The sequence below is a fragment of the Symbiobacterium thermophilum IAM 14863 genome (assembly GCF_000009905.1).
In the GTDB taxonomy this organism is placed as follows: domain Bacteria; phylum Bacillota; class Sulfobacillia; order Symbiobacteriales; family Symbiobacteriaceae; genus Symbiobacterium; species Symbiobacterium thermophilum.
Genome location: NC_006177.1, coordinates 1,326,744 through 1,350,692, shown reverse-complemented (window position 1 = coordinate 1,350,692; position 23,949 = coordinate 1,326,744). Strand labels below are relative to the sequence as shown.

Here is a 23,949-nt window from a genome sequence, read left to right as displayed (position 1 = left end):
GGGCCTGTCAACTCTTATGCGGCGGGGGACAGGCTTAGACCCGCGAAACCGGGACCGGCCGCCGCCGGTCCCGGTTTCCTACACCCGGCTGATCGTCGCCCCCAGCCGGGTCAGCTTTTGCTCCAGGTGCTGGTAGCCCCGGTCGATGTGGTAGATGTCCTCGATGGTGGTCTCGCCCTCCGCCCGGAGGCCGGCGAGAATCAGTGCCATCCCCTCCCGCAGCGCCGGGCAGACCACCGTCGCTCCCGAGAGGGACGGCACCCCCTGCACCACCGCGGTCCGTCCCTCGGTCTTGATGTTGGCGCCCATCCGGCGCAGCTCGTCGGCGACCTTGAACCGGTTCTCGAAAATGGTCTCCGTGATGATGCTGGTGCCGTCGGCGGTGGCCGCCAGGGCCATCATCTGCGGCTGCATGTCGGTGGGGAAACCCGGGTAGGGCAGGGTCTTGACGTCCGCCGCCTTCAGCCGCCGGGGCCCCACCGCCGTGACCGCGGTGCCGTACTCCCGGATGGTGGTGCCCATCTCCCGCAGCTTCGCGGTCACCGCGTCCACGTGCTCGGGGATCACCCCCTGCACGGTCACCTCCCCGCCGGTGATCGCCGCGGCCGCCAGGAAGGTGGCGGCCTCGATGCGGTCGGGAATCACGGTGTGTTCCACCGAACCCAGCTTGCTCACGCCGTCGATCCGGATCACGTCGAGCCCGGCCCCGCGCACCCGCGCGCCCATCTTGTTGAGGAACGCCTGCAGGTCCACGATCTCCGGCTCCCGTGCCGCGTTGCGGATCACCGTGGTGCCCTCCGCCAGCACGGCCGCCATCATCAGGTTCTCCGTGGCGCCGACGGAGGGGAAGTCCAGGTAGATCTCAGTCCCCCGGAGCCGCCGGGGAACGCTGGCCTCGATGTAGCCGAACCGCTCCTCGATGCGGGCGCCCAGGGCCTCCAGCCCGCGGAGATGAAAATCGATCGGCCTCGGGCCGATCGCACAGCCGCCGGGATAGGAGATGCGGATCTTGCCGACCCGGGCCAGGAGCGGTCCCATCAGGAAGATGGAGGAGCGCATCTCCCGGGTGAAGTCCGCCCCCACCTCCTGGCCGTTCAGGCCGTCCGCCCGAATGCGCAGGGTGCGTCCCGAGACGCCCTCGGGCCCCTCCTCCACCCGGGCCCCCAGCTTGTGCAGGATCTCGATCATCACCGCCACGTCGCGGATCATCGGCGCGTTGTGGATCACCGACTCGCCGGACGTCAGGAGCGCCGCCGCCAGGATCGGCAGGGCGGCGTTCTTCGCTCCGCTGACCGGCACCTCGCCCTGCAGGCGGCACCCCCCTGCGACCACGTAGCGCTCATTTGGCTTCACGATGCATGCGACCTCCCGCGGCCGGAGCCGCAGGCCGGCAGGCCGGTCCATCAGGGCGGGAACCAGGGATTGTGTCCCCAGATCTTCACCTCGGCCTCCAGCCGCACTCCGAACCGCCGTTCAACGGTACTGCGGACCCGGTCCATCAGTGTCAGCACATCCCTCGCCGTGGCCTGGCCCAGGTTGACGATGAAGTTGGCGTGCTTCTCGGAAACCTGGGCGTCGCCCACCCGCTCCCCTTTCAGCCCGGCCTGCTCGATGAGCCGGCCGGCGTAGTCCCCGGGCGGGTTCTTGAACACCGATCCCGCGTTGGGGTACTGCAGGGGCTGGGTGGCGCGGCGCCGGTTCAGATGCTGCCGCATCGCGCCCTCCAGCGCCGCCCTGTCGGCGGGACGCAGGGCCATCACCACCTCGGCCACGATGGCCGAGGTCCCCTGAAGGCGGGTACTGCGGTATGCGAAGCCGATCTCCCCGGGGCACAGCCGCTCCATGCGTCCATCGCCCCAGATCACGGTCGCCTCCGCAACCACCTGTGCCATGTCGCCGCCGTGCGCGCCGGCGTTCATCACCAGCCCGGCCCCGACGGTACCGGGGATGGCACAGGCGAACTCCAGGCCGCCCAGGCCTCGCCGGGAGGCCTGGTGGGCCAGCTTCGGCAGGCTGCAACCGCCCCCGACGCGGACCGTGCTGCCGTCGACGGCGATCCGGGCGAACTCGCCGGTGAGCCGGAGCACGAGCCCGCGGACCCCCTCGTCGGAGACCACCAGGTTGCTGCCGCTGCCGAGGATGTAGACAGGCAGGGCCTCCTCGCCTGCCAGGCGCAGCAGGCGGGAAAGCTCGTGGCGGTCGGCCACCTCCACCAGATAGTCGGCCGGCCCGCCTATGCGAACGGAGGTGTGGCGCTTCAGGGGTTCGGCCCGACGGATGCGGCCCGGGTCGCGGATTATGCTACGCAACCGTTCCGCCATGGGTGACACGGGGGACCCCTCCTTCACCGGCCCCGCCGCGCCTCCCGGGCCTCACGGCTCTGGCGCGCGATGCCGACGATGCGCCGGGCGATGGTCCGCGCCGCGTCCGGGTCGGCCACCTCGCCCAGGGCGGCCCGCATGCGGTCGGCCAGGGCCTCGTCGGTCAGCAGGCGGGTCAGGGCGGCGGCAAGGTCCGCGGGCGTCAGCCCCCCCTCCCGCAGCACGATCGCCGCGCCCCGCCGCTCCAGGGTCCGGGCGTTCCACTCCTGGTGGTTGTGGGTGACGTTGGGGCTGGGGATGAGCACGCTGGGCAGCCGCCGCACCTGGATTTCCGCCAGGGTCAGGGCACCCGCCCGGAAGAGCCCCGCGTCCGCGGCGGCATAGACCTCGGGCATGTTGTGCGCGTACGGCAGCAGGGTGACGTGCGGGGCCCTGTCCCCGTACTGCGCCTTCACCTGGCCGAAGTACCGCTCTCCCGTGATGTGCACCACCCGGAGTCCGGGCACGTCCAACTGCAGGACGGCCTCGGCGGCCACCCGGTTGAAGTCCCGTGCGCCGCCGCTGCCGCCCATGATCACCAGCACCCGGTCCCGCTCCGACAGGCCGAGGGCCTGCCGGCCGGCCTCCCGGGAAGCGGAGGCGATCTCCGGCCGGACGGGGTTGCCGGCGCGGATCAGGCGCACACCCGGCGGGAAATGCGCCCGGGCCTCTTCATACGGCACAAAGACCGCCGTGGCCCACCGGGCGGCCAGGCGGTTGGTGACGCCGGGGAAGGCGTTCTGCTCCTGGATGACCAGCGGCACCCGGGCGAGACGGGCGGCCGCCAGCACCGGGCCGGCGACGAACCCCCCGGTGCCGATGACGATGTCCGGCCGGAAGCGCCGGATGTGGCCCAGGGCCTCCAGCAGCCCCCGGGCGGCCCGCAGGCCGCCCCGCACCCGCTGGAGGAGGCCGAGGTTGACCACCCCGCCGCTGGAGATGACGGCGAAGGCGATGCCGGCCTGCGGCACGATGGCCGCCTCCCGCCCGGTGCGGGTGCCCACGTAGAGCAGCTCGGCCTCCGGGTCCTGCTCGGTCAGGGCGCGGGCGATGGACAGCGCCGGGTAGATGTGGCCGCCGGTGCCGCCACCGGTGATCAGGTATCGCATGGAAGGACCTCCTTCAGGTGCGTTGCCGCGTCGCGCGGAACCCCGCCGCCTAGTTCCGGCAGAAACGGGAGATCCCGAGCAGGATTCCCACGCCGGAGAGGGTGATGACCAGCGAGGTGCCGCCGTAGCTCAGGAACGGCAGCGGGATGCCCGTGGACGGGATGGATGCGGTGACCACGGCGATGTTCAGCGCCGCCTGAAGCGTGATCAGCGAGGTCACCCCCGCCGCCATCAGGCTGCTGAAACGGTCGGGCGCCTGGATGGCGATGCGGTAGCCCCTCCAGGCGAAGGCGAAGAAGAGCAGCAGCACCAGTGCGGCGCCGATGAAGCCCAGCTCCTCCCCCAGCACGGCGTAGATCATGTCGGTGTGCCGCTCGGGCAGGTAGAAGTACTTCTGCCGGCTCTCCCCGAGGCCCACGCCGAACAGCCCGCCCGAGCCGAAGGCCAGGAGCGCCTGGATGATCTGGTAGCCGGAGTCGGTGGGATCGGCCCAGGGGTTGAGGAAGGTGGTAATCCGGCTCCAGCGCTCCTCGTCGATGCGCGCCAGGACGAAGACCCCCGCCGCCCCGAGGACCCCCAGCCCCGCCAGGTGGGTGAGGCGGGCGCCGGCTGCGAACAGCATCAGGACGCCGGTGCCGGCCAGGGTGAGCGAGGTGCCCAGATCGGGCTGCAGCATGATCAGCCCGAAGAGCAGGCCCATCACCATCACCGGGGGCAGAAGGCCCCGGACGAAGTCGGTCACGTCCCGGGCGTAGCGGGCCAGGTAGGTGGAGAGCCACATGATGTAAGCGAATTTGGCCACCTCGGACGGCTGGAAGGCCAGCTGTCCGTAGCCCAGCCAGCGGCGGGCGCCAAGCCGGGAGATGCCAATGCCGGGGATGAGCACCAGCAAGAGCAGCACGACGGCCACGAGCAGCGCCGTGCGGCTGTGCTTCTGCCAGTACCACGGGTTCACCCCGGCGAAGAACGCCATGGCGCCGAGGCCGATCCCCACCCAGATCGCCTGGCGCACCAGGAAGTAGTACCGGTTGCCGAAGTCCGCCTCCGCGATGGCGGTACTCGACGTGTACACCATGACAATTCCGATGCCGAGTAAAAGCGCAACCACTGCCATGAGGGTGTAGTCCGGACTCCTGCGCTGTGCGTGCACGAGAGCCGACCCCCTCACTATGTGCCTGCGGCGGAGGGGCCTTGGGCCCGCCTACCGCCCCGCGAGCATACCCGGCAGGACGAGCCAGCCCAGGAGCGTGAACAGCAGCCCTGCGCCCCAGAAGAGGCGGAGCACCTGGCCCTCCGACCAGCCCAGCAGCTCGAAGTGGTGGTGCAGCGGCGCCATCTTGAAGATGCGCCGGCCCGTCAGCCGGAAGGAGAGCACCTGCAGAATGACGGAGATCACCTCGATCACGTAGACGGCGCCCACGATCACCAGCAGGAACTCGGTCTTGGTGAGCACCGCCAGCGCCGCAAGCGCGCCGCCGAGGGCGAAGGAACCGACGTCGCCCATGAAGATCCGGGCGGGATGCCTGTTGTAGTGCAGGAAGCCCAGGACCCCGCCCACCAGGGCCGTGCCCAGCACGGCCATGTCGGTCTGGCCCAGGGCCAGGGCGACGACCAGCCCGTAGAAGCTGAAGGTGATGACGCTGAGGCCGCCCAGCAGGCCGTCGAGCCCGTCGGCGAAGTTGACGGCGCTGGCGGTGCCCCAGACCATGATGAGCACGAGCAGGTAGTAGAGCGGCCTGCCCAGCTCGAGGGTGAGGTTCAGCACGGGAAGCGTCACGGCGGTGCCCAGCCCGAGCACCTCCACCGCCCCGTACCCCAGCACGGCCGCCAGGCCCACCTGGGCCAGCAGCTTGTCGCGGGCCCGGAGCCCCAGCGACCGCTTCAGCACGACCTTGATGTAATCGTCGGCGAAGCCCACCAGACCGTGGCCGACCGTGAGCACCAGGGCGATGATCAGCCGGGGGAGCGCATCGCCCGACCGGGGGGCGAAGATCAGCGTCGCCAGGATGGCGGGGATGATGAAGATGACGCCGCCCATGGTGGGCGTCCCCGCCTTGGCCTGGTGGCGGGCTGACATCTCCGCCCGGATCGTCTGCCCGGCCCGCAGCCGCCGCATCAGCGGGATGACCACCGGGCCCAGCGCGAGGGCCCCTGCGAGGGCCGTAAGGCCGGCGCCGGCCAGGCGGAGCAGCGTGGTCTGTTCCATACGATCGAGCCCTTTCCTCGTGTTCTGCAGCAAACGCTCCGGGGTCTACGGCTGAGGCCGGTCCAGGTGTGCTGCGAGCGCCTGAACGATCTCTTCCATTTTCATGCCGCGGGAGCCCTTCACCAGCACCGTATCCCCGGGGCGCAGCCGCTCCTTCAGCCAGGCGATCGCCCCGGCGTTGTCGGGCACGTGGTGCACCTCCCGGAGCCGGGTCCCCCCGCCGGCGACGGGCCCCTGCCCCTCCGGCGGCCCTTCCCCGCCCCGGAAGCCCGCCCCGGCCGAACCGCCGCCCGCGCCGGCCAGCGCCGCCCGGGCGCCCTCGGCGATGTGGCGGCCAAGCTGCCCCACGGCCACCAGTTCGTCGGTCAGCCGGGCGGCCACCATCCCCACCTGCCGGTGCCCTTCCACCTCCAGGGCGCCCAGCTCGTACATATCGCCCAGCACGGCGACGCAGCGGCCCTCCGGGCCGGCGAAGCCCCGCATGACCTCCAGTGCGGCGATGACGGAAGCCGGAGCGGCGTTGTACGTGTCGTCCAGGATGCGGACGCCGCCGGCCTCCACCAGCCGCAGCCGGTTCCCGGCGTTCCGGAACAGGGAGAGCCCCCGGGCCACCGCCTCCAGGTCCAGGCCCTGGGACAGCCCCACGGCTGCCGCGGCCAGGGCGTTGAGCAGGTTGTGGGGCCCCGGCGCGGGCAGGCGGACGTCCGCCTCACCCAGGTGGCAGACCAGCCGGAACCGCTGGGCCATGGGGCCGTCGGGCCGGGCGTTCTCTGCCGTCACCCATCCGACCACGCGGCCCCCCGGCGTGCCTGCCTCGCCGGCCGTTCCCGTCGCCACCGGCGCAGCCGCCGCATCGTCGGCCGCCTCCCGCGCCGTGAGTCCGTAGAACCACACCCGGGCGGGCGTGGCCGCCGCCATGGCCCGCACCCGGGGGTCGTCCGCGTTCAGCACCGCGACGCCGTCCGGCGGCAAGGCCCGCACCAGTTCGGACTTGGCCAGCGCGATGTTCTCCTGCGTGCCCAGGAGCTCCAGGTGGGTGATGCCCACGTTGGTGACCACCCCCACCTGCGGCCGCGCGATGGAGGCCAGATAGGCGATCTCGCCCGGGGCGCGCATGCCCATCTCCAGCACCGCCGCCTCGTGCTCGTCGGTGAGGCCGGCGAGCGACGCCGGCAGCCCCACCTCCGAATTCAGGTTTCCTTCGGTCCGGAAGACCCGGAACCGCTCAGCCAGGACCGCCGCGGTCATCTCCTTGGTGGTGGTCTTGCCCACCGATCCGGTGATGCCCACGACCCGCAGGTGCGGATGGCGGCTGCGCAGGGCCAGCCCCAGCCGCCCCAGCCCCAGCAGCGGGTCCGGACAGACGACGACGGCCGCATCCCCTGCCGGCACCGGCCGGGCCGCCAGGACGCACGCCGCTCCCCGGGCGGCCGCCTGCGCCGCGAAGTCGTGCCCGTCCGCCCGTTCGCCCGCCAGGGCCACGAAGCAGTCGCCGGGCCGGACCAGCCGGCTGTCCCAGGCGATGCCGCTCACCCCTGCGTTGGGATCGCCGGCGGCCAGGCGGCCGCCGGTGAGCGCCGCGATCTCGGCGGCGGTAAACAGCTGTGTCAACTCGATCCGCCCTTTCCGACGCGCGCCTCGATCAACGAGCGGGCCACCGCCCGGTCGTCGAAGGGAATGGTGCGGTCCTTGAAGATCTGGTACGTCTCGTGCCCCTTGCCGGCGATGACGATGACGTCATCCGGCTCGGCCATGGTCACCGCCCGGCGGATCGCCTCTTCCCGGTCGATGACCACCTCGTAGGTGTGGCCGGGCAGAAGGCCGTCCACCAGGCCGGACTCAATCTGTTGGACGATGCGGACCGGGTCCTCGCTCCTCGGGTTGTCGGAGGTGACGATGGTGTGGTGCGCCAGGCACCCGGCGATGCGCCCCATGACGGGTCGCTTGGTGGGGTCCCGGTCGCCCCCGCACCCGAAGACGACGATCAGCCGGCCCCGGGTGAAGCCCCTGGCGGTGTGCAGCACGTTCTCCAGGGAGTCCGGGGAGTGGGCGTAGTCCACGAAGACCCCGAAGGGCTGGCCGGCCCGGACCGGCTGCAGCCGGCCAGGCACCCCCTCCTCGGCCTCCAGCGCGTCGCGGATCACGTCGAGCGCGATGCCCTCGGCCACGCCGGCCGCAGCAGCGGCCAGGGCGTTGTATACGTTGAACCGGCCCACGAGCCTCAGGCTGACCGGCACCTCCCCCTGCGGCGTGCAGAGCCGGAGCCGGGTGCCGGCTGGGCTCAGCTCCACGTCCGCGGCCCGGACCATGGCATCGGGGCGGAACCCGTAGGTGTAGACGGGCACCTCGGTGACGGAGCGGTAGTACTCGCTGGCCGGGTCGTCGGCATTGAGCACGGCGGCCTTGCGGGGCTTGTAACCGGGGCGGCTCAGCAGGCGGAAGAGCTTCGCCTTGGCCTCCCGGTAGGCGCCGAAGGTGCCGTGATAGTCCAGGTGATCCTGGGTCAGGTTCGTGAATATCCCAAGGTCAAACTCTACATCATCTACACGGTTCATGTCGAGTCCCTGCGAGGAGGCTTCCATGACCGCATAGGTACAGCCGGCCTCCGCCATCTGGTGGAAAAGCCGCTGCAGGTCCGAGGCTTCGGGGGTCGTCAGCCCTGCCGGCCGCCGCTCCCCGGGCATCAGCGTGTGCACCGTACCGGTGAGCCCGACCACGTGGCCCTGCCGCTCCAGGACGGCCTTGACCAGGTGTGTGGTCGTCGTCTTGCCGTTGGTCCCTGTCACCCCGACCACCCGCATCCGGCGGGAAGGGTGGCGCCAAAACTCGGCGGCCAGCCGGCCCAGGGCGGCACGGGTCGAGTCGGTCCGGATGACGGCCACGTGGGCAGGCGCCGCGACGGGACGCTCCACCACCAGGGCCGCCGCCCCCCGCTGCACCGCCTCCGGAGCAAAGTCGTGGCCGTCGACGTTCCGCCCGGGCAGGGCGACAAACAGGGCGCCGGGCGTCACCTGCCGCGAATCGTAGACGACGTCGGTGATCTCTGCCGCCGGGTCCCCCTGAAGCAGTTGGCCCACAACCAGGCAATCCTTCACCCGCATCGCGCGATCCGCCTCACTTTACCGGAGGTTGCACTTCTGTTGCCATTATTTCCACATAATAGTGGTGGGATACCTCCTTAATTCGGCGCTTTCTTGCGAAATCAGCGACCATTTCTTTCTGGTAATTTCAGGAATACTTTGACAGGCGTCCCGGAGGGCACCCGCGTCCCGGCGGGCGGGTCCTGCCGGTACACGGCCCCCCTCCCCTCGGCCTGCATCAGGAGGCCCCGTTCGGCAAGGGTGCGGGCGGCCTCGTGCAGGGAAAGACCGGAGAGCGCCGGCACGGTTACCTGGCGGGATCCTGGCGGGGGCGGCGTCAGGTTGGCGACGATCTCGCCTCCCTTGTAGGCGGTGGCGCCAGGCAGGGGGAACTGGCTCACCACGTAGCTGCCGTCGCCGATGAAGGTGATGGCAAAGCCCGCCTCCCGGGCGGCCTTTTCCGCCTCCGGCACCGGCAGGTTGATCAGCGGGGGCACCAGGGCCGGCTCCGGTTCCTTCGGCGGCTCGGGCTCCCACGGCTCCCGCTTCCGCTCGAGCGGGGCCGACGACTTGGGCGCGTCCAGGTAGGCCAGGACGGAGCCCATCACCTCGCCGAAGATCGGCGCGGCGATCTGGCCGCCGTAATAGGCGCCCTGCGGCTCGTCGATGGAGATCAGCACCGCGACCTGGGGATCCGGGTAGGGGGCGAAGCCCACGAAAGAGGCGATGTACTTGCCCTGCGCGATCCGCCCGCCGATGACCTTGTTGGCGGTGCCGGTCTTGCCGCCCACCTGATAGCCGGCCACCCGGGCGTTCTTGCCGGTGCCGTTCTCCACCACCCCGACCATCAGCTCCTGCACGTACCGGGCCACCTCGGGGGCGACCACCTGCCGCACCACCCGGGGCTGAATCTCCTTCACCAGATTGCCTTCATGGTCGTAGATGGCCTTGCCCAGATGGGGCCACATCAGCTTGCCGTCGTTGGCGATCGCGGCGATGGCGGTGAGCATCTGGATCGGCGTGGCGGTGAGGGTCTGGCCGTATGCCTGCACCGCCAGGTCGATGGCGGTGGCGTCCTTCTTTGGCCGGTACTGGCCCGTGGCTTCACCGGGCAGGTCGATGCCGGTGGGCCGGTCCAGCCCGAACCGGGAGTGGTACTCGTAGAACCGGTCGGCCCCCAGCCACATGCCCAGGGTACCGAAGCCGACGTTGGAGGACTTGGCCATGATCTCGTCGATGCGCACGCTGCCCAGGCCCTTCCGGTCCCAGTTGCAGATGGTCCAGCCCTCTACCGTCATGCATCCGGTGTCGTTGAAGACCGTGTTCCGGTCGATGACGCCGCTGTCCAGCGCGGCCGCGGCGGTGATGGGCTTGAAGATGGAGCCGGGGTTCAGCGCGTCGGTGACGGTGAAGATGCGCCGCAGTTGCGGGTCGGAGTTGCCGCCCAGCTCGGGGTCGTAGCGGGGCCACTGGGCCAGGGCCAGGATTTCGCCCGTCTTCACGTCCATCACGATGATGGCCGCCCGCTGCGCGCGGGTCTCCAGCACGGCCCGCTCCACGTCCCGCTCGATGATGCGCTGCAGGTTCACGTCGAGGGTGGTGACCAGGTCGTGCCCCGGCGTGCCGTAGATCACGTGGCACTCGCCGTCCTCCATCGGCAGCCCCCGGGCGGTGTACTCGCACTGGATCTGGCCGTTCTGCCCCTTCAGGTACTCGTTGTAGGTGAGCTCCAGCCCCTCGATTCCCTGGTGATCCAGGTTCGCGATGCCCAGAACGTGCACCGCCAGCTCATCCTCGGGGTAGTACCGGCACTTCTCCGGGGCGAGGCCAATGCCGGTGATGTTCAGGGCCTTCACCTGCGCCGCCACCTCGGGGTCCACCTTGCGCTTCAGCCACTCGAAGAAGGTGTGCCGGCTCATCCGCCGCTCCAGCTCCTCCGGCGGCATGTTCAGGATCGGGGCGAGCGCCCGCGCCGCCGCGGCCTTGTCCCGGATGACGATCGGCTCGGCATAGACCGACTCGCAGACCCGGTTGGTGAGGAGCGGGTAGCCGTTGCGGTCGAGGATCTGCCCCCGGTCGGCCTGGATGGGCACCGGGCGCATGCGGTAGCGGAAGGCCTTGTCGGCGAAGAAGTCGCCGGCGGCGATCTGCAGGTAGATCATCCGGCCGGTCAGCGCTGTGAAGACCAGGGCGAAGATGCCGATCAGGGCCACCGTGCGCCGCCGCTGCAGCACGCCTGTGCTCATGGCTCCAGCTCCTCCCCGGGCCAGGGTTGGCCTCAGAGGAGTCTATGCGGCGGGTTGTCCGCGCAGAAGGAGAACCACGTACCTTGCCGCCAGGGGCTCGTCTTCCGCTATGCAAACGGGACCCGGAGAGGTGGCAGTGCTACGAGGGCGGTTGCGTCGCATTCCTGGACCGACCATCGAAATAGCCCTTCTGGGTTGACTCAAACGTCACGGCGCGTGTAAAATTGTATTTGATATTCTGTCCCTTCCGGCAACTGCGAATCTGCAAGGGAGGGTCTTGTCGTGAGGCGCTTACGTCGGGCCGTGGCGACTTGTAGTGTTGTACTATTACTGCTACCCTTGGGCTCTACGATTGCAGTAGCCCATCAAGTCACCCGGCTCGAGGCCCCATCCAGCCCGCCACCTGGATACCTATTTTCTACAGAGGCAGAAGAACAAGAACGGTACGAACTTCAGTGGAAAGAACTGTTCGAGCAAGGTCGGAACGGTCCAGTACAGGTAAGACGTCAGGGGGATGTCGCGATTCAGGCTGCCGAAGGTGACGTCCGAGTGACAGGCCTATACTTCTACCAGGGATCTGGCCTCATCGAGCAATCGTCGAAATCAGAGCATGCTTTGTCGGTCCTCAGGAGTTTTGTGCTGAAGATTCTCGGCTCATATTGGAAGACCGTAGGTGTTGTAAGTCAGTAACATCGCGTTCATATACAGTTTGATTCCGAGTGATCCTGACCCGGCAACGGCAAAGTCCTATGTAAGTTACTCGTACTATCTCCGAAACGGTGAGTACTACAAGAACGGCTCATGGTGGGTCGGAGTACGCACAGAACGTCGCAAGACCGAGGCTCTGGCCTGGATGGCTTTCTACGATGTAAATGGGGTGGCGCACGCGTTGTGGTACAACGGGGGTGTGGGAGAGTTCGTTCGGAATGACGATGCCTGCCACCTGTTTGACGATGCATGGATCTTGGGGTGGACCCGGCACGCCTACCAAGCACATAGAGTAGTGATGCAAGAAAGATATTGGGAATGTGTTCCCTATGAACCGTAGAAACCGGTTCATGAGCAGAATCAACATGCGACACTCACTTGTTGCGCTCGTCATCTCTGCCGGCATGTTCTTGATCGGTTGCAACACTCCCCAGGTGACTACACCCACCGAGGTTCAGCTGATTCCCTCCGATGTTCCGCCGAATCTGGAGCCAAGGCACCTGGATGAGGTGAACTTCTCCGTAGAACCCATATTGCGGGTCCTTCAGCATCCCGCAGTTCCCAACACCGGACTTGCTGCGGTTAAAGTCGTTATCACTTCCCACGCTTCAGAAACGCTGGAGAATGTACACGCAGCGGTGTGGCTGCCGCAAGAAGTGTTTAGGTATACCCCGCGGGCCCTCATGGGAACCAACCTCGACCCTGGAATGTGGGACGTTGACTTGACGCCGGAACAGCCGAAAATGGCTCTCCTGACGTATTTTGAATTTAATGATTTTTCCCGTCGGGATGAGATCATCGCAGCATTCAACGGCGACTCCACGGTGCGGGTGCTCTGGGATGGTGGCGACGTGCTGTTTACGTTCCCAGCGGACTTGTGGGAAGTAGAGGTCATCGAGGATGTCGGCCCCATAGATTTCCCTTAGTCCGGCCTATTCCAAGCATCTCTCGGTCTCAGGACAGTTGCCTCGGCCCGAGTGTCCCCAAATACTGCGGGATAAGGTCGGTCACGTGCTGCAAGATTATGGCACAGGGTGATTTTCCAACCGTGCAGAGCCCTGCAGGGATGCAGGGCTCTCTGTTTTGGTGCCACGGTGGCAAAGACCGTCGCGAAAAGGAGACCGTGGCCGGGGTCTCATGCGCACCCGGCCACGGTCTCCTGACCACACCACTGAAACGCCGCCCGCGCCTACACCCAATCCTGCACCGCCGAGATGCCGACCTCCTCGCCCTCCCGCAGGGACGACAGCACCGTCAGCACCGCCCGGGCGGTGTCCAGCGAGGTCAGCGTCGGCACGCCGTGCTCCACCGCCGTCCGCCGGATGATGAATCCGTCCCGGTGCGCGTCCCGCCCGCGGGTGAGGGTGTTGATCACCAGGTCGATCTTCCCCGCCCGGATCAGGTCGGGGATGGCGGGCGCGCCCTCCGAGACCTTGTTCACCCGCTCCGCCGGGATCGCGCAGGCCTGAAGCGCCCGGGCGGTCCCGGTGGTGGCGACGATGCGGTAGCCCAGGTCGCTGAACTGGCGGGCGAGGCCCATCGCCTCGGCCTTGTCCCGGTCCGCCACGGTGAAGAGCACCGTCCCCCGGTGGGGCACCCGGACGCCCGAGGCCAGGAGCGCCTTGTACAGCGCCCGGGGCAGGTCGGCGTCGACCCCGAGCACCTCGCCGGTGGACTTCATCTCCGGCGAGAGCGCCGTATCCACCTGGGTCAGCTTCTGCCACGAGAAGACCGGCGCCTTCACCGCCACCCGCTCCGCCGGTTCCGGCCAGAGCCAGCCCGCGCCCGCCGGCGTCCGGAACACCAGCGCCGCGCCCGACCGGTCCGGGTCGTAGCCCAGCTCCGCCAGGGTGTGGCCGGCGATCACCTGCGTGGCCACCTTGGCCAGCTCCAGCCCGGTCACCTTGGTGAGGAAGGGCACGGTGCGGCTGGAGCGGGGGTTGACCTCGATGACGTAGATCTCGCCGCCGTGGATTACGTACTGGATGTTGACCAGCCCCTTGACCTGCAGGGCCAGGGCCAGCCGGGTGGAGTAGGCGACGATGGTCTCCCGCTGCCGGTGGGTGAGGGTGACGGTGGGGTAGACGGCGATGGAGTCGCCGGAGTGGACGCCGGCCCGCTCCAGGTGCTCCATGATGCCGGCGATGATCACCTGCTCGCCGTCGGAAACGCAGTCCACCTCCACCTCCTTGCCCAGGAAGTAGCGGTCCACCAGCACCGGCCGGTCGGAGGAGACCGCGATCGCCTCCCGCATATACGCCCGGAGCTCCGCCTCGTCGTGGACGATCTCCATCGCCCGACCGCCCAGCACGAACGAGGGGCGCACCAGCACCGGGTATCCGATGCGGCGGGCCACCGCCACCGCCTCCTCCACGGAGGTCGCGGTGCCGCCCGGCGGCCGCGGGATGGACAGGTCGCTGAGCAACTGGTCGAACCGCCGCCGGTCCTCGGCCCGGTCCATCTGGTCGATGTCGGTGCCCAGCACCCGGACGCCAGCCCGGCTGAGCGGCACCGCCAGGTTGATGGCCGTCTGCCCGCCAAACTGGCAGATGACCCCCTCGATGTCGCCCTCCTGCTCCACCACGTTCAGCACGTCCTCCAGGGTGAGCGGCTCGAAGTAGAGCCGGTCGGAGGTGTCGAAGTCGGTGGAGACGGTCTCGGGGTTGTTGTTGATGACGATGGACTGGATCCCCTCGGCCTTCAGCTCCCAGGCCGCGTGCACCGCCGAGTAGTCGAACTCGATGCCCTGGCCGATGCGGATCGGCCCGGAGCCCAGCACCACCGCCTTGCGGCCGGGCGGGGAGACCGCCTCGTTCTCCTCATCGTAGCAGCTGTAGTAGTACGGCGTGGCCGCCGGGAACTCCCCGGCGCAGGAGTCCACCATCTTGAACACCGGCCGCACGCCCATCTCCAGGCGCAGCCGGCGCACCGCCAGCGGGTCCATCCCGACGATGCGGCCGATGGCCGCGTCGGAAAAGCCCAGCTGTTTCGCCCGGCGCATCCGCTCGGCGGTCAGCGGCCCATCGGCCAGCTCCCGCTCCATGGCCACGATCGCCGCGATCCCGTCCAGGAAGAACGGGTCGATGGCCGAGAGGGCGTGGATCTCCGGGACGGTCACCCCGCGGCGGAGCGCCTCCGCCACCGCCCAGAGCCGCTCGTCGTTGGGGGTGCGGAGCCTCTCCCGCAGCGCCTGGTCGTCCAGCGCCTGCACCGCCGGATGGAAGAGCCCGTCCCGGCCGGTCTCCAGCGACCGCACCGCCTTCAGCAGCGCCCCGGGGAAGGTGCGGTCGATGGCCATCACCTCGCCGGTGGCCTTCATCTGCGTGCCCAGGGTGCGGTCCGCGGTGGTGAACTTGTCGAAGGGGAACCGGGGGATCTTGATCACGCAGTAGTCCAGGGCTGGCTCGAAGGCGGCGTAGGTGGTGCCCGTCACCGGGTTGCGGATCTCGTCCAGCCGGAGGCCGACCGCGATCTTGGCCGCCACCTTCGCGATGGGGTAGCCGGTGGCCTTGGAGGCCAGCGCGGAGGAGCGGCTGACCCGGGGATTCACCTCGATCACCATGTACTCCCGGGCGTGGGGGTTCAGGGCGAACTGGACGTTGCACCCGCCCTCGATGCCCAGGGCGTCGATGATCTTCAGCGCCGCCGAGCGGAGTATCTGGTGCTCCCGGTCGGTGAGCGTCTGCGACGGGGCGACCACGATGGAGTCGCCGGTGTGCACGCCGACGGGGTCGATGTTCTCCATGCTGCAGATGGTGATGGCGTTGCCGGCGCCGTCGCGCATCACCTCGTACTCGATCTCCTTCCACCCCAGCAGCGAGCGCTCCACCAAACACTGGGTGACCGGGGAGAGCTTCAGCCCCCTGGTGACGATGTCCCGCATCTCCTCCCGGTCATGGGCGATGCCGCCGCCGGTGCCGCCCAGGGTGTAGGCCGGCCGCACGATCAGCGGGTAGCCCACCTCCTCGCCGAAGGCCAGCGCCTCCTCGGGGGTGGTGACGATGGCGGATTCGGGAACGGGCTCGCCGATCTCCTTCATCAGGGCCCGGAACTCGGCCCGGTCCTCGGCCCGCCGGATGGCCGTCAGCGGGGTCCCCAGGAGCCGCACCCCGTACCGGGCGAGGACCCCGGCCTCCTCCAGCTGCATGGCCATGTTGAGGCCCACCTGCCCGCCGAGGGTGGGCAGCAGCCCCTGGGGCCGCTCCCGGGCGATCACCCGCTCCACGAACTCGGGGGTGATGGGCTCGATGTACACCCGGTCCGCCACATGCCGGTCGGTCATGATGGTGGCCGGGTTGGAGTTGATCAGGACGACCCGGAGCCCCTCCTCCCGCAGGGCCTGGCAGGCCTGGGTGCCGGCGTAGTCGAACTCCGCCGCCTGGCCGATGACGATGGGCCCCGATCCGATCACGAGAACCTTTTCCACGTCCTGGCGTCTGGGCATGCTGCTTCCTCCTTGGGATGGGGCCTCGCCGAACCCCTTCATCTCCTCACGCCGTCCGGGTCGAGACCGCGCTCCGGTCCACCAGGGCCAGGAAGCGGTCGAACAGGTAGCGGTTCTCCCGGGGACCGGGGCAGGCCTCCGGGTGGTACTGCACGGTGAAGAGCGGAAGGCGCCGGTGGGCGAGCCCCTCCACGGTGCCGTCGTGGAGCGAGACGTGGGTCACCTCCACCTCGGGCGGCAGGCTCTCCGCCGCCACCGCGTAGCCGTGGTTCTGGCTGGTGATGTGGATCCGGCCCGTGGCCAGCTCCTTCACAGGGTGGTTGGCCCCTCGGTGGCCGTAGGGGAGCTTGTAGGTGGTGGCCCCCAGGGCCAGGGCGGCGATCTGGTGGCCGAGGCAGATGCCGAAGATCGGCAGGTCGCCTTGCGACAGCAGGCCGCGCACCATCTCCACCGCCTCGGGCACGTCGGTGGGAGCGCCCGGACCGTTGGTGAGCACCACGCCCTCCGGCCGCAGGGACAGGACCTCCTCCGCGGACGCCGTGGCGGGCACCACCGTCACGTCGCAGCCGCGCGCCGTCAGTTCCCGCAGGATGTTCTCCTTGGCGCCGAAGTCCACGGCGACCACCCGCGGGCCTGGCCCGGGGATGCGGTAGGGCGCCGCGGTCGCGACGGAGCGCACCGCGCCCTCCAGCCGGAACGCCCGGGCCGTCTCCACCCAGGCCGCCACCTGGGCCGGACCGGGCTCCGCGCCTTCGGGGAGCGTGGCGATGACCCCGCGCATGGTCCCGTGGCTGCGCAGGTGGCGCGTGAGCGCCCGGGTGTCGAGACCGGCCAGGATCGGCACCCCGCAGCCCGCCAGATAGTCAGAAAGGCTCCCGACGGCCTGCCAGTGGCTCGGCCGGTCGCAGAGCTCTTTCACAACAAGACCCCTGATCCACGGCTGCCGGGACTCGCCGTCCGCGGCGGTGACGCCGTAGTTGCCGATCAGGGGGTAGGTCATCACGACGATCTGGCCGTAATAAGACGGGTCGGTCACGACCTCCTGGTAGCCGGTCATGCCCGTGTTGAACACCACCTCGCCGGCCTGCACGGCCGGCGCGCCGAAGCCCGCGCCCGCGAAGAGCGTCCCGTCCTCCAACACCAGATAGCCTTTCATTATAACAGCACCCTCCTCACAGATGCGGGCGTCGCGGCACCCGCTTAATCCGCGGTCGGGGACCTTTGTCCGTCGGCATTATACCCCCCTGTGACCGGCGAATCAAGCGCGGGCCGCCGTTGCATAATTATAGACCGGTACCGCATGAATATGCAATAGGGGATCGCGCCGCAAGAGCAAACCGCCTGAGCCGCTACCCGGCTCAGGCGGTTCGTCTTCCCATTCTTTCGGTTACCGCAGGCCCGCGGCCAGCGCGCCCACCCGCTCGGTAAAGCGGTCGCGCAACGCCTGCCAGAGCGTCGGCGCCTCCTCGGTCGCCACGGGTTCTGCGGCCGCAGGCTGGGCAGGGGTGCGCACCGCCACCGCCTCGGCACGCCCCTCCAGCGTCCCGTCGACCCCGGCGGGCGGCCGCATGCCGTGGGCCAGCGCCCATCGCTGGACCTCCTCCACCGACGCGGCGTTGGCGATCATCGCCTCCAGCGCGCGGTTCTGCTCCTGCAGGTGGGCGATCTGCCGCTGCGCCTGCGCCGTGGCGGCCTCCACCGCGCGGATCTCCATCCGGGTCTGCACCACCGCGAAGGCGAGGAAGATCAGCAGGGCCCAGGCCCCGGCCAGGCCGAGCACCGCGGGGATGCTGACCCGGGGGCGCGCCGGACGCGGCACCGGCCGGGGCGCCGGCGCGACTTGGGGAGCGGGCTGGACCTTCGGGACCCGGTTCCATTGCGGTGCAGCCGACATCTCACTTCGCCTCCTCGCCTGCCTGAAGCTTGACAACGGCCCGGAGCGTCGCACTCCGCGACCGGGGATTGGCCTTCACTTCCGCCCCCGACGCCCGCACCGGCTTGCGGGTGACGGGCTCGGCCAGGGGCGCCTTGCCGCAGACGCAGACCGGCAGGTCCGGCGGGCAGGTGCAGGGCTTCGCCCACCGGGCGAAGGTCTGCTTGACGATGCGGTCCTCCAGCGAGTGGAAGGTGATCACCGCCAGCCGGCCGCCGGGCCGGAGCACCCGCAGGGCGCCTTCCAGCCCCCGCTCCAGCGCTCCCAGCTCGTCGTTGACGGCGATGCGGATCGCCTGGAAGGTGCGGCGGGCGGGGTGCCCCCCTTCCCGCCGGGCGGACGCGGGGATGGCCGCCTTGATGATCTCCACCAGCTGGCCGGTGGTCTCGATGGGGCGCTGGCGGCGGGCCCGTACGATGAACTGCGCGATGCGGCTCGCCCAGCGCTCCTCGCCGTACTCCCGGATCACCCGGGCGATCTCCTCCTCCTCCCACTCGTTGACCAGCACCGCCGCGGTCAGGGGGCGGGTGCGGTCCATGCGCATGTCCAGGGGGGCGTCGTGGTGGTAGCTGAAGCCCCGCTCCCCCTCATCGAACTGGTGGGAGGAGACGCCGATGTCCATGAGCACGCCGTCCGCGGCGCCGAGGCCGAGCCGGTCCGCCACGTCGGCGACGTGTTCGAAGTTGGTCCGGACGAGCGTCACCCGGTCGCCGAAGGGCGCCAGCCGGTCGCCGGCTGCCCGGAGGGCGTTCTCGTCCTGGTCGAGCCCGATCAGGCGGCCGTCGGGAGACGACCGGCGGAGGATCTCCGCCGCGTGGCCGCCGCCTCCGACCGTGCAGTCGATGTAGGTGCCGCCCGGCCGCACGGCCAGCGCTTCCATGGTCTCCTGCAGGAGCACGGGGATGTGGTGAAAGGCCACGGGAACAACCTCCGGTCAAAAGCCCAGCTTCTCCGCGATCTCGGTGTAGAGCTCGCCGGCCTCCTCACTGTACTCTGCCCAGCGCTCCGCCGCCCAAATCTCGACCCGGTTCTCCACGCCGACGATGACGCAGTCCTTCTGGATGCCGGCGTACTCCCGCAGGTTGGCGGGCAGCAGGATGCGGCCCTGCGGATCCAGCTCGCACTCGGTGGCGCCGGAGAAGAACAGGCGGTTGAAGGCGCGGGCGGCGCTGGAGCTCATCCCGAGGCCCCGCAGCTTCTGGCTGACGGCCTCGAACTCGGCCAGCGGAAAGACGAACAGGCAACGGTCCAGCCCCTTGGTGGCAATAAAGCGCTCACCCAGCCCCTCGCGCAGCTTGGCCGGGATGATGAGCCGCCCCTTTGCGTCGATCGCGTGCTGGAACTCGCCCATGAACATGGCTGTCGTCCCCCGCCGCCGGGCGCCCTGCAGCGGCGCCGGCCGCATGGTGAAGGGGTGCGGGCGGGCACCGCCCGTTCAATGGGACAGCGCCCCACTTTCCACCACTCTTCACCACTATAGTACCATGGAGCGGGCAAAAGGCAAGGGTTTCCTGCAAAGAAGCCCGCCTCCCATTTCGGGAGGCGGGCAACCGCACGGAAGCTTTCAGGCCCGTCCGGGGCAAGCAGGCGGAGGGCACGGGACAGCGGGGCGGGAGAAAATCTCAGGAGCGCATCATCATCAGGTTGCCGGACTCGTAGCGGCGCAGGCCCCGGCGGAACGTCCAGATCCCGAGCCCCATGAATGCGGCAGCCGCGCAGGCCAGCCACAGCATCCCCGTCCAGGAGAAGGACCGCACCAGTTCCACCGGCACGGTGGAGATGAACGCCGCGGGCAGCACGGTGTACAGCAGCACCCGGACGCCGCCGTCGAAGATGGTCGCCGGGTAGGTGGCGAAGTGGAGCAGGGCGTTGTGCACCTGGTCAGTCACGGCTTCGGCGCTGCCCAGGAAGAAGGTCAGCGAACCCAACAGGATGAGGAAGCCCAGGAGCACCAGCGCCGCCAGCACCGTTGCGGCGGCGAAAACCGCAACCTGCCCCCAGGTGGGACGCACCACCGCCAGCAGCACCACCGGCCCGAAGAGCAGGTCGCCCAGGTGGATCATCCGGATCTGGCTCACCAGCACGTGCAGCAGCACGTCCTTGGGCAGAGCCAGGAAGTAGTCCAGCTGCCCCTGCACGATCAGCTGCGGCAGCCGCCGCACGTTGCCCATCAGCCCCACCGCCAGGCCGTAGCTGGTGGACGCCGCGGCCCAGAGCACCACCACATCCTCCAGGGTCCAGCCCCGGAGCACCGGGAAGCGGGTGAAGTAGAGCGTCCAGAAGAAGACCCAGAGGGCGTTGTTGATGAACATGCCGAGCACCTGCGAGACAAGGGAGGCGCGGTACTCCAGCGCCGACGCCAGGTTGGCCTTCATATAAGCGCCGACGAACGCCGCCTGCCTGAGGAGGACGTCGAAGAGCCCCGTGGGCCTAGCCGCCATTCAGGTCCACCCTCCTTACCCCGAGCCGGTAAATGCCGACGCAGATGACCCCGAAGACCACCAGCCACAGCGCCTGCTGGCGGAGCAGGGCCGCCGCCCCGTCCCACGAGAAGTGCACGAACAGCTCCGCCGGCCCGCCGATCATGTGCCGGAAGGGCAGCCACCGGACCAGCCGCCGTACGGCTTCCGGGTAGAGCCCGACGGGGATCAGCATGCCGCCCAGGATCCACTTCAGCCGGTCGAGGAGCAGGTAGATCCCCAGCACGTCCTCCGCCCAGAAGGCCAGCAGGCCCGCGGTCGCGACGTAGAAGAAGTTCAGGGCGTGGGTCGTCAGGTAGAGGAGCAGCAGCAGCGGGGCAGTCCCCCAGCGGAACGGGATCGGCCCCACCGTCAGGTAGGCCGTCGCGCCGCCGACCAGCAGCATGACCGCCAGCTTCACCAGGGCTTCCCCCAGGAAGGAGGCGTAGTGGAATCCCAGGTAGGAGTACGGTCTGGAGAGCCGCAGGGCCAGGTCGCCGTCCTTCACCTCCTGCTCCAGCACGGCGTGAACCCGGGGCAGCGAGAGGATGATCGCCTCGGTGGCCACCAGGTACCAGATCATCTCCGGGAGGGTGTAGCCGTCGATCACCGGCCCCTCGGCGGCGAAGGTGGTCCGCCAGAGCTGGACGAAGACGTACAGCACCACCACCAGGAAGAGGGTGGCCAGCAGCTGGTTCCACAGGTACGCCCAGCCGGACCGCACGGCGATCCGCCCGACCTCGGCGTACTTCATGACACGGCGGCCCACACGCCTCAGGGAACCGCCCGGCTTCGTGGAGCGACCGCTCATCCGGCCACCCCCTTCCCCTGGTAAATCGCCGCGATCACCTGCTCCATGGGCGGCATGGTGATGGCGATGTCCTGGACCGGGTAAGTCCGGAGCAACTGGCTCACCGTCGCCTCGATGGGGGAGACCCGGGTATCCACCGCGAGCTTCAGCCCGTAGGCGGAGGCCTTCAGCACCCGCACGCCCGGCAGGCTCAGCTCGTCCGCGACGGGCGCGGCCAGCTTCAGGTCGATCTGCCGCTCCGGCATGTAGTCCCGCTTCAGGGCGCCCACCGATCCGTCCAGGATGACCTGGCCCCGGTTGATGATCACCACCCGCTTGCAGAGGTGCTCGATATCGCCAGCGTCGTGGGAGGTGAGGAAAACGGTCACCCGCTCCTCCCGGTTGGCCCGGCGGATCAGGTCCCGGATCGCCCCCTTGGCCACCGGGTCCAGCCCGATCGTGGGCTCGTCGAGGAAGAGGATCTCCGGCCGGTGCAGGAGGCTGGCCGCGATCTCACAGCGCATCCGCTGCCCCAGGCTCAACTTCCGGGCGGGCGTGTGCATGATCTCCCCGAGCTCGAACAGCTCCACCAGCTCCGCCCGCCGCCGCAGGTACGCCAGCCAGTCCAGCTCATAGATGCGGGCCAGCAGGTTGAACGTGTCCACGGGCGGCAGGTGCAGCCAAAGCTGCGATCTCTGTCCGAACACCGAGCCGATCCGGAACGCGAGGCGCTGCCGGTCACGCCAGGGGACGAGGCCGAGCACCTCGGCCTGCCCGGCCGTGGGGTGGAGGATGCCGGTGAGCATCTTGATCGTGGTGGACTTCCCGGCGCCGTTGGGGCCGATGAAGGCCAGCATCTCGCCCCGGTCCACCGTGAGGTCGATGCCCCTCACGGCCTCCACCTCCACCGTCTGCGGCCGCAGCGCGGCCCGGAGGCGGGCCCAGGAGGACTCCGGCTTGCGGTGTACCCGGAAGACCTTGCGCAGACCCCGTACAGTGATGATCGTCATGCCTGAACCCTCCTCCTGTCCCTATGCGGATGTTGCTTTGCTAGACGTTGAGCCGGCGGCGGAGGTTCCAGAGTTGTATATACCGTTCGCGCATATGGGGCTATAGCGCCTGCGGGACAGGCATTTCCGGGTATTCAAAAAAGGGGGCGTTCGCCCCCCCTCCGGCGGCAGGACTGGCGACCAGGCGTGCTGAATACAGCCATGGGTGTCCGTACCGAAGGATCGAAGGGAGGATCTCACTCATGACTGGCCAGGAGTTCTTCCGAGATACCCAGGAGACGATTCGTGCTGCCGTCGCGAAACTGGGCCACTCGGAAGGCGTCTACAAGATCCTGCGTAACCCTCGTCGTACGCTTGAGGTTCACATTGCGGTGACGATGCCCGACGGATCCGTTGAGACCTTCCTGGGTTACCGGTCGCAGCACGCCGCCGTCTTCGGCCCCTACAAGGGCGGCGTCCGGTTCCACCCCAACGTCACCAAGGAAGAGGTCGAGGCGCTGGCGATGCTCATGACCCTGAAGAACGCCGTGCTCGGCCTGCCTTACGGGGGCGCCAAGGGAGGCGTCATCTGCGATCCCAACGCCCTGCCGCCCACCGCGGTGGAGCAGATCGCCCGGGGCTACGTGCGCGGGCTGCGTGACATGATCGGTCCCGATACGGACATCCCCGCGCCGGACGTCAACACCAACTCCCGGGTCATGGGCTGGATGCTCGACGAGTACCTGAAGTGCACCAACGCCATCGACTTCTCGGTCTTCACCGGCAAGAGCCTCAACCTGGGCGGCATTGAGGGCCGCACCGGGGCCACCGGCCTCGGCATCGCCTACGTGACCCGCGAGGCCTGCAAGGTCCGGGGGGTGGACCTGAAGGGCGCCAGGGTCGCCGTGCAGGGCTTTGGCAACGTGGGCCGCGGCGCGGCGCAGGCCCTCACCGCGCTGGGGGCCAGGATCGTCGGCGTCACCGACATCACCGGCGGCGTCTACAAGGAGGACGGCCTCGACGTGGCCGCGCTGACGGAGTACGCCAGGGACCGCGGCGGCGTCGCCGGCTTCCCCGGCGCCGAGCCCCTCACCAACGAGCAGCTCTTCGCCCTGCCGGTGGATGTGCTGATCCCGGCGGCCTTGGAGGGACAGATCACGGGCAAGGTCGCCGAGACCATCCAGGCGCCGATCGTGGTGGAGGGCGCCAACGGCCCGACCACCCCCGAGGGCGCCCAGGTGCTGGCGGACCGGGGCATCATGCAGGTCCCGGACATCCTGGCCAACGGCGGCGGCGTGACCGTCTCTTATTTCGAGTGGGTGCAGGGCCAGCAGGGCGGCCTCCGCTGGTCCGAACGCACCGTGCACCGCCGCCTCGACCGGTACATGACCAGCGCCTTCGCCGCCGTGCTGGCGTACAGCGAGCGCTACAACGTCTCCATGCGTGAGGCGGCCTACCTGTTCGCCGTGGACCGGCTCGCCACCGGCATGATCGAGCGCGGCTGGGTCCCGAGGTAGCCCGACCGGCCGCGCGGCGCTGATCAGTTCGCAGGGCATGACGCGCCAGGCCGGAACCCCCGACGGTTCCGGCCTGGCGCCTATAAGGCCGGGGCGGCGCAAGTCCCC

Annotated in this window: 18 protein-coding genes; 2 read left to right on the top strand and 16 right to left on the bottom strand. The window is 69.2% G+C overall.

Features of this window, described 5'->3' with window-relative positions:
- Positions 1-78: 78 nt before the first annotated feature.
- The 8 genes from murA to STH_RS06150 form a co-directional block, all read right to left on the bottom strand.
- Positions 79-1,404: a UDP-N-acetylglucosamine 1-carboxyvinyltransferase gene (gene murA / locus STH_RS06185; protein ID WP_011195343.1), complete on the bottom strand. Its 1,326-nt coding sequence runs from the start codon at positions 1,402-1,404 to the stop codon at positions 79-81.
- Positions 1,404-2,321, bottom strand: coding sequence for a UDP-N-acetylmuramate dehydrogenase (murB, locus tag STH_RS06180; protein WP_043713610.1), 918 nt, complete (start codon positions 2,319-2,321; stop codon positions 1,404-1,406). Before murB ends, murA begins: the two co-directional genes overlap by 1 nt.
- A gap of 23 nt (positions 2,322-2,344) precedes the next feature.
- Positions 2,345-3,469, bottom strand: coding sequence for an undecaprenyldiphospho-muramoylpentapeptide beta-N-acetylglucosaminyltransferase (gene murG / locus STH_RS06175; RefSeq protein WP_011195341.1), 1,125 nt, complete (start codon positions 3,467-3,469; stop codon positions 2,345-2,347).
- A gap of 49 nt (positions 3,470-3,518) precedes the next feature.
- Positions 3,519-4,619 carry a putative lipid II flippase FtsW gene (gene ftsW / locus STH_RS06170; RefSeq protein ID WP_011195340.1) on the bottom strand — a complete coding sequence of 367 codons (1,101 nt, stop codon included), beginning with the start codon at positions 4,617-4,619 and terminating at the stop codon, positions 3,519-3,521.
- Positions 4,620-4,670: 51 nt separating this feature from the next.
- Entirely contained in the window at positions 4,671-5,675 is a 1,005-nt protein-coding gene (gene mraY / locus STH_RS06165; RefSeq protein WP_011195339.1) for a phospho-N-acetylmuramoyl-pentapeptide-transferase, read from the bottom strand.
- Positions 5,676-5,720: 45 nt separating this feature from the next.
- Complete coding sequence (locus tag STH_RS06160) at positions 5,721-7,286, bottom strand: UDP-N-acetylmuramoyl-tripeptide--D-alanyl-D-alanine ligase (protein ID WP_011195338.1); 1,566 nt, start codon at positions 7,284-7,286, stop codon at positions 5,721-5,723.
- Entirely contained in the window at positions 7,283-8,776 is a 1,494-nt protein-coding gene (locus STH_RS06155) for a UDP-N-acetylmuramoyl-L-alanyl-D-glutamate--2,6-diaminopimelate ligase (RefSeq protein ID WP_011195337.1), read from the bottom strand. Before STH_RS06155 ends, STH_RS06160 begins: the two co-directional genes overlap by 4 nt.
- 101 nt (positions 8,777-8,877) lie before the next feature.
- Entirely contained in the window at positions 8,878-11,001 is a 2,124-nt protein-coding gene (locus STH_RS06150) for a penicillin-binding protein (protein WP_011195336.1), read from the bottom strand.
- A 1,058-nt stretch (positions 11,002-12,059) separates the two neighbouring features.
- On the opposite strand from STH_RS06150, the gene STH_RS18350 reads away from it, so the two are divergent.
- The gene (locus tag STH_RS18350; protein ID WP_148205502.1) at positions 12,060-12,635 is read left to right on the top strand and encodes a hypothetical protein; all 576 of its coding nucleotides are present in this window, start codon (positions 12,060-12,062) and stop codon (positions 12,633-12,635) included.
- Positions 12,636-12,898: 263 nt separating this feature from the next.
- Here STH_RS18350 and carB read toward each other — a convergent pair whose 3' ends face one another.
- The 8 genes from carB to STH_RS06105 all read right to left on the bottom strand — a co-directional run bounded on the left by carB (position 12,899) and on the right by STH_RS06105 (position 22,345).
- On the bottom strand, positions 12,899-16,153 hold the full coding sequence (gene carB / locus STH_RS06140) for a carbamoyl-phosphate synthase large subunit (protein ID WP_011195335.1): 3,255 nt from the start codon (positions 16,151-16,153) through the stop codon (positions 12,899-12,901).
- A gap of 46 nt (positions 16,154-16,199) precedes the next feature.
- Positions 16,200-17,309 (bottom strand): glutamine-hydrolyzing carbamoyl-phosphate synthase small subunit, encoded by a 1,110-nt coding sequence (carA, locus tag STH_RS06135; protein ID WP_043713603.1) that lies wholly within the window; start codon positions 17,307-17,309, stop codon positions 16,200-16,202.
- Between the two features lie 231 nt (positions 17,310-17,540).
- A complete protein-coding gene (locus STH_RS06130) occupies positions 17,541-18,047 on the bottom strand; it encodes a hypothetical protein (protein WP_011195333.1) in 507 nt (168 codons plus the stop codon).
- 1 nt (position 18,048) lies between these two features.
- The gene (gene rsmH / locus STH_RS06125; protein WP_011195332.1) at positions 18,049-19,005 is read right to left on the bottom strand and encodes a 16S rRNA (cytosine(1402)-N(4))-methyltransferase RsmH; all 957 of its coding nucleotides are present in this window, start codon (positions 19,003-19,005) and stop codon (positions 18,049-18,051) included.
- A gap of 15 nt (positions 19,006-19,020) precedes the next feature.
- Positions 19,021-19,443: a division/cell wall cluster transcriptional repressor MraZ gene (gene mraZ / locus STH_RS06120; RefSeq protein ID WP_043713601.1), complete on the bottom strand. Its 423-nt coding sequence runs from the start codon at positions 19,441-19,443 to the stop codon at positions 19,021-19,023.
- Between the two features lie 265 nt (positions 19,444-19,708).
- A complete protein-coding gene (locus STH_RS06115) occupies positions 19,709-20,527 on the bottom strand; it encodes an ABC transporter permease (protein WP_043713598.1) in 819 nt (272 codons plus the stop codon).
- Entirely contained in the window at positions 20,517-21,356 is an 840-nt protein-coding gene (locus STH_RS06110) for an ABC transporter permease (protein ID WP_043713596.1), read from the bottom strand. The genes STH_RS06115 and STH_RS06110 overlap by 11 nt, the downstream gene beginning before the upstream one ends.
- A complete protein-coding gene (locus STH_RS06105; protein ID WP_011195328.1) occupies positions 21,353-22,345 on the bottom strand; it encodes an ABC transporter ATP-binding protein in 993 nt (330 codons plus the stop codon). The genes STH_RS06110 and STH_RS06105 overlap by 4 nt, the downstream gene beginning before the upstream one ends.
- Positions 22,346-22,587: 242 nt before the next feature.
- Here STH_RS06105 and STH_RS06100 point away from each other — a divergent pair, with 242 nt between their 5' ends.
- Complete coding sequence (locus STH_RS06100) at positions 22,588-23,841, top strand: Glu/Leu/Phe/Val family dehydrogenase (RefSeq protein ID WP_011195327.1); 1,254 nt, start codon at positions 22,588-22,590, stop codon at positions 23,839-23,841.
- Positions 23,842-23,949: the final 108 nt, after the last annotated feature.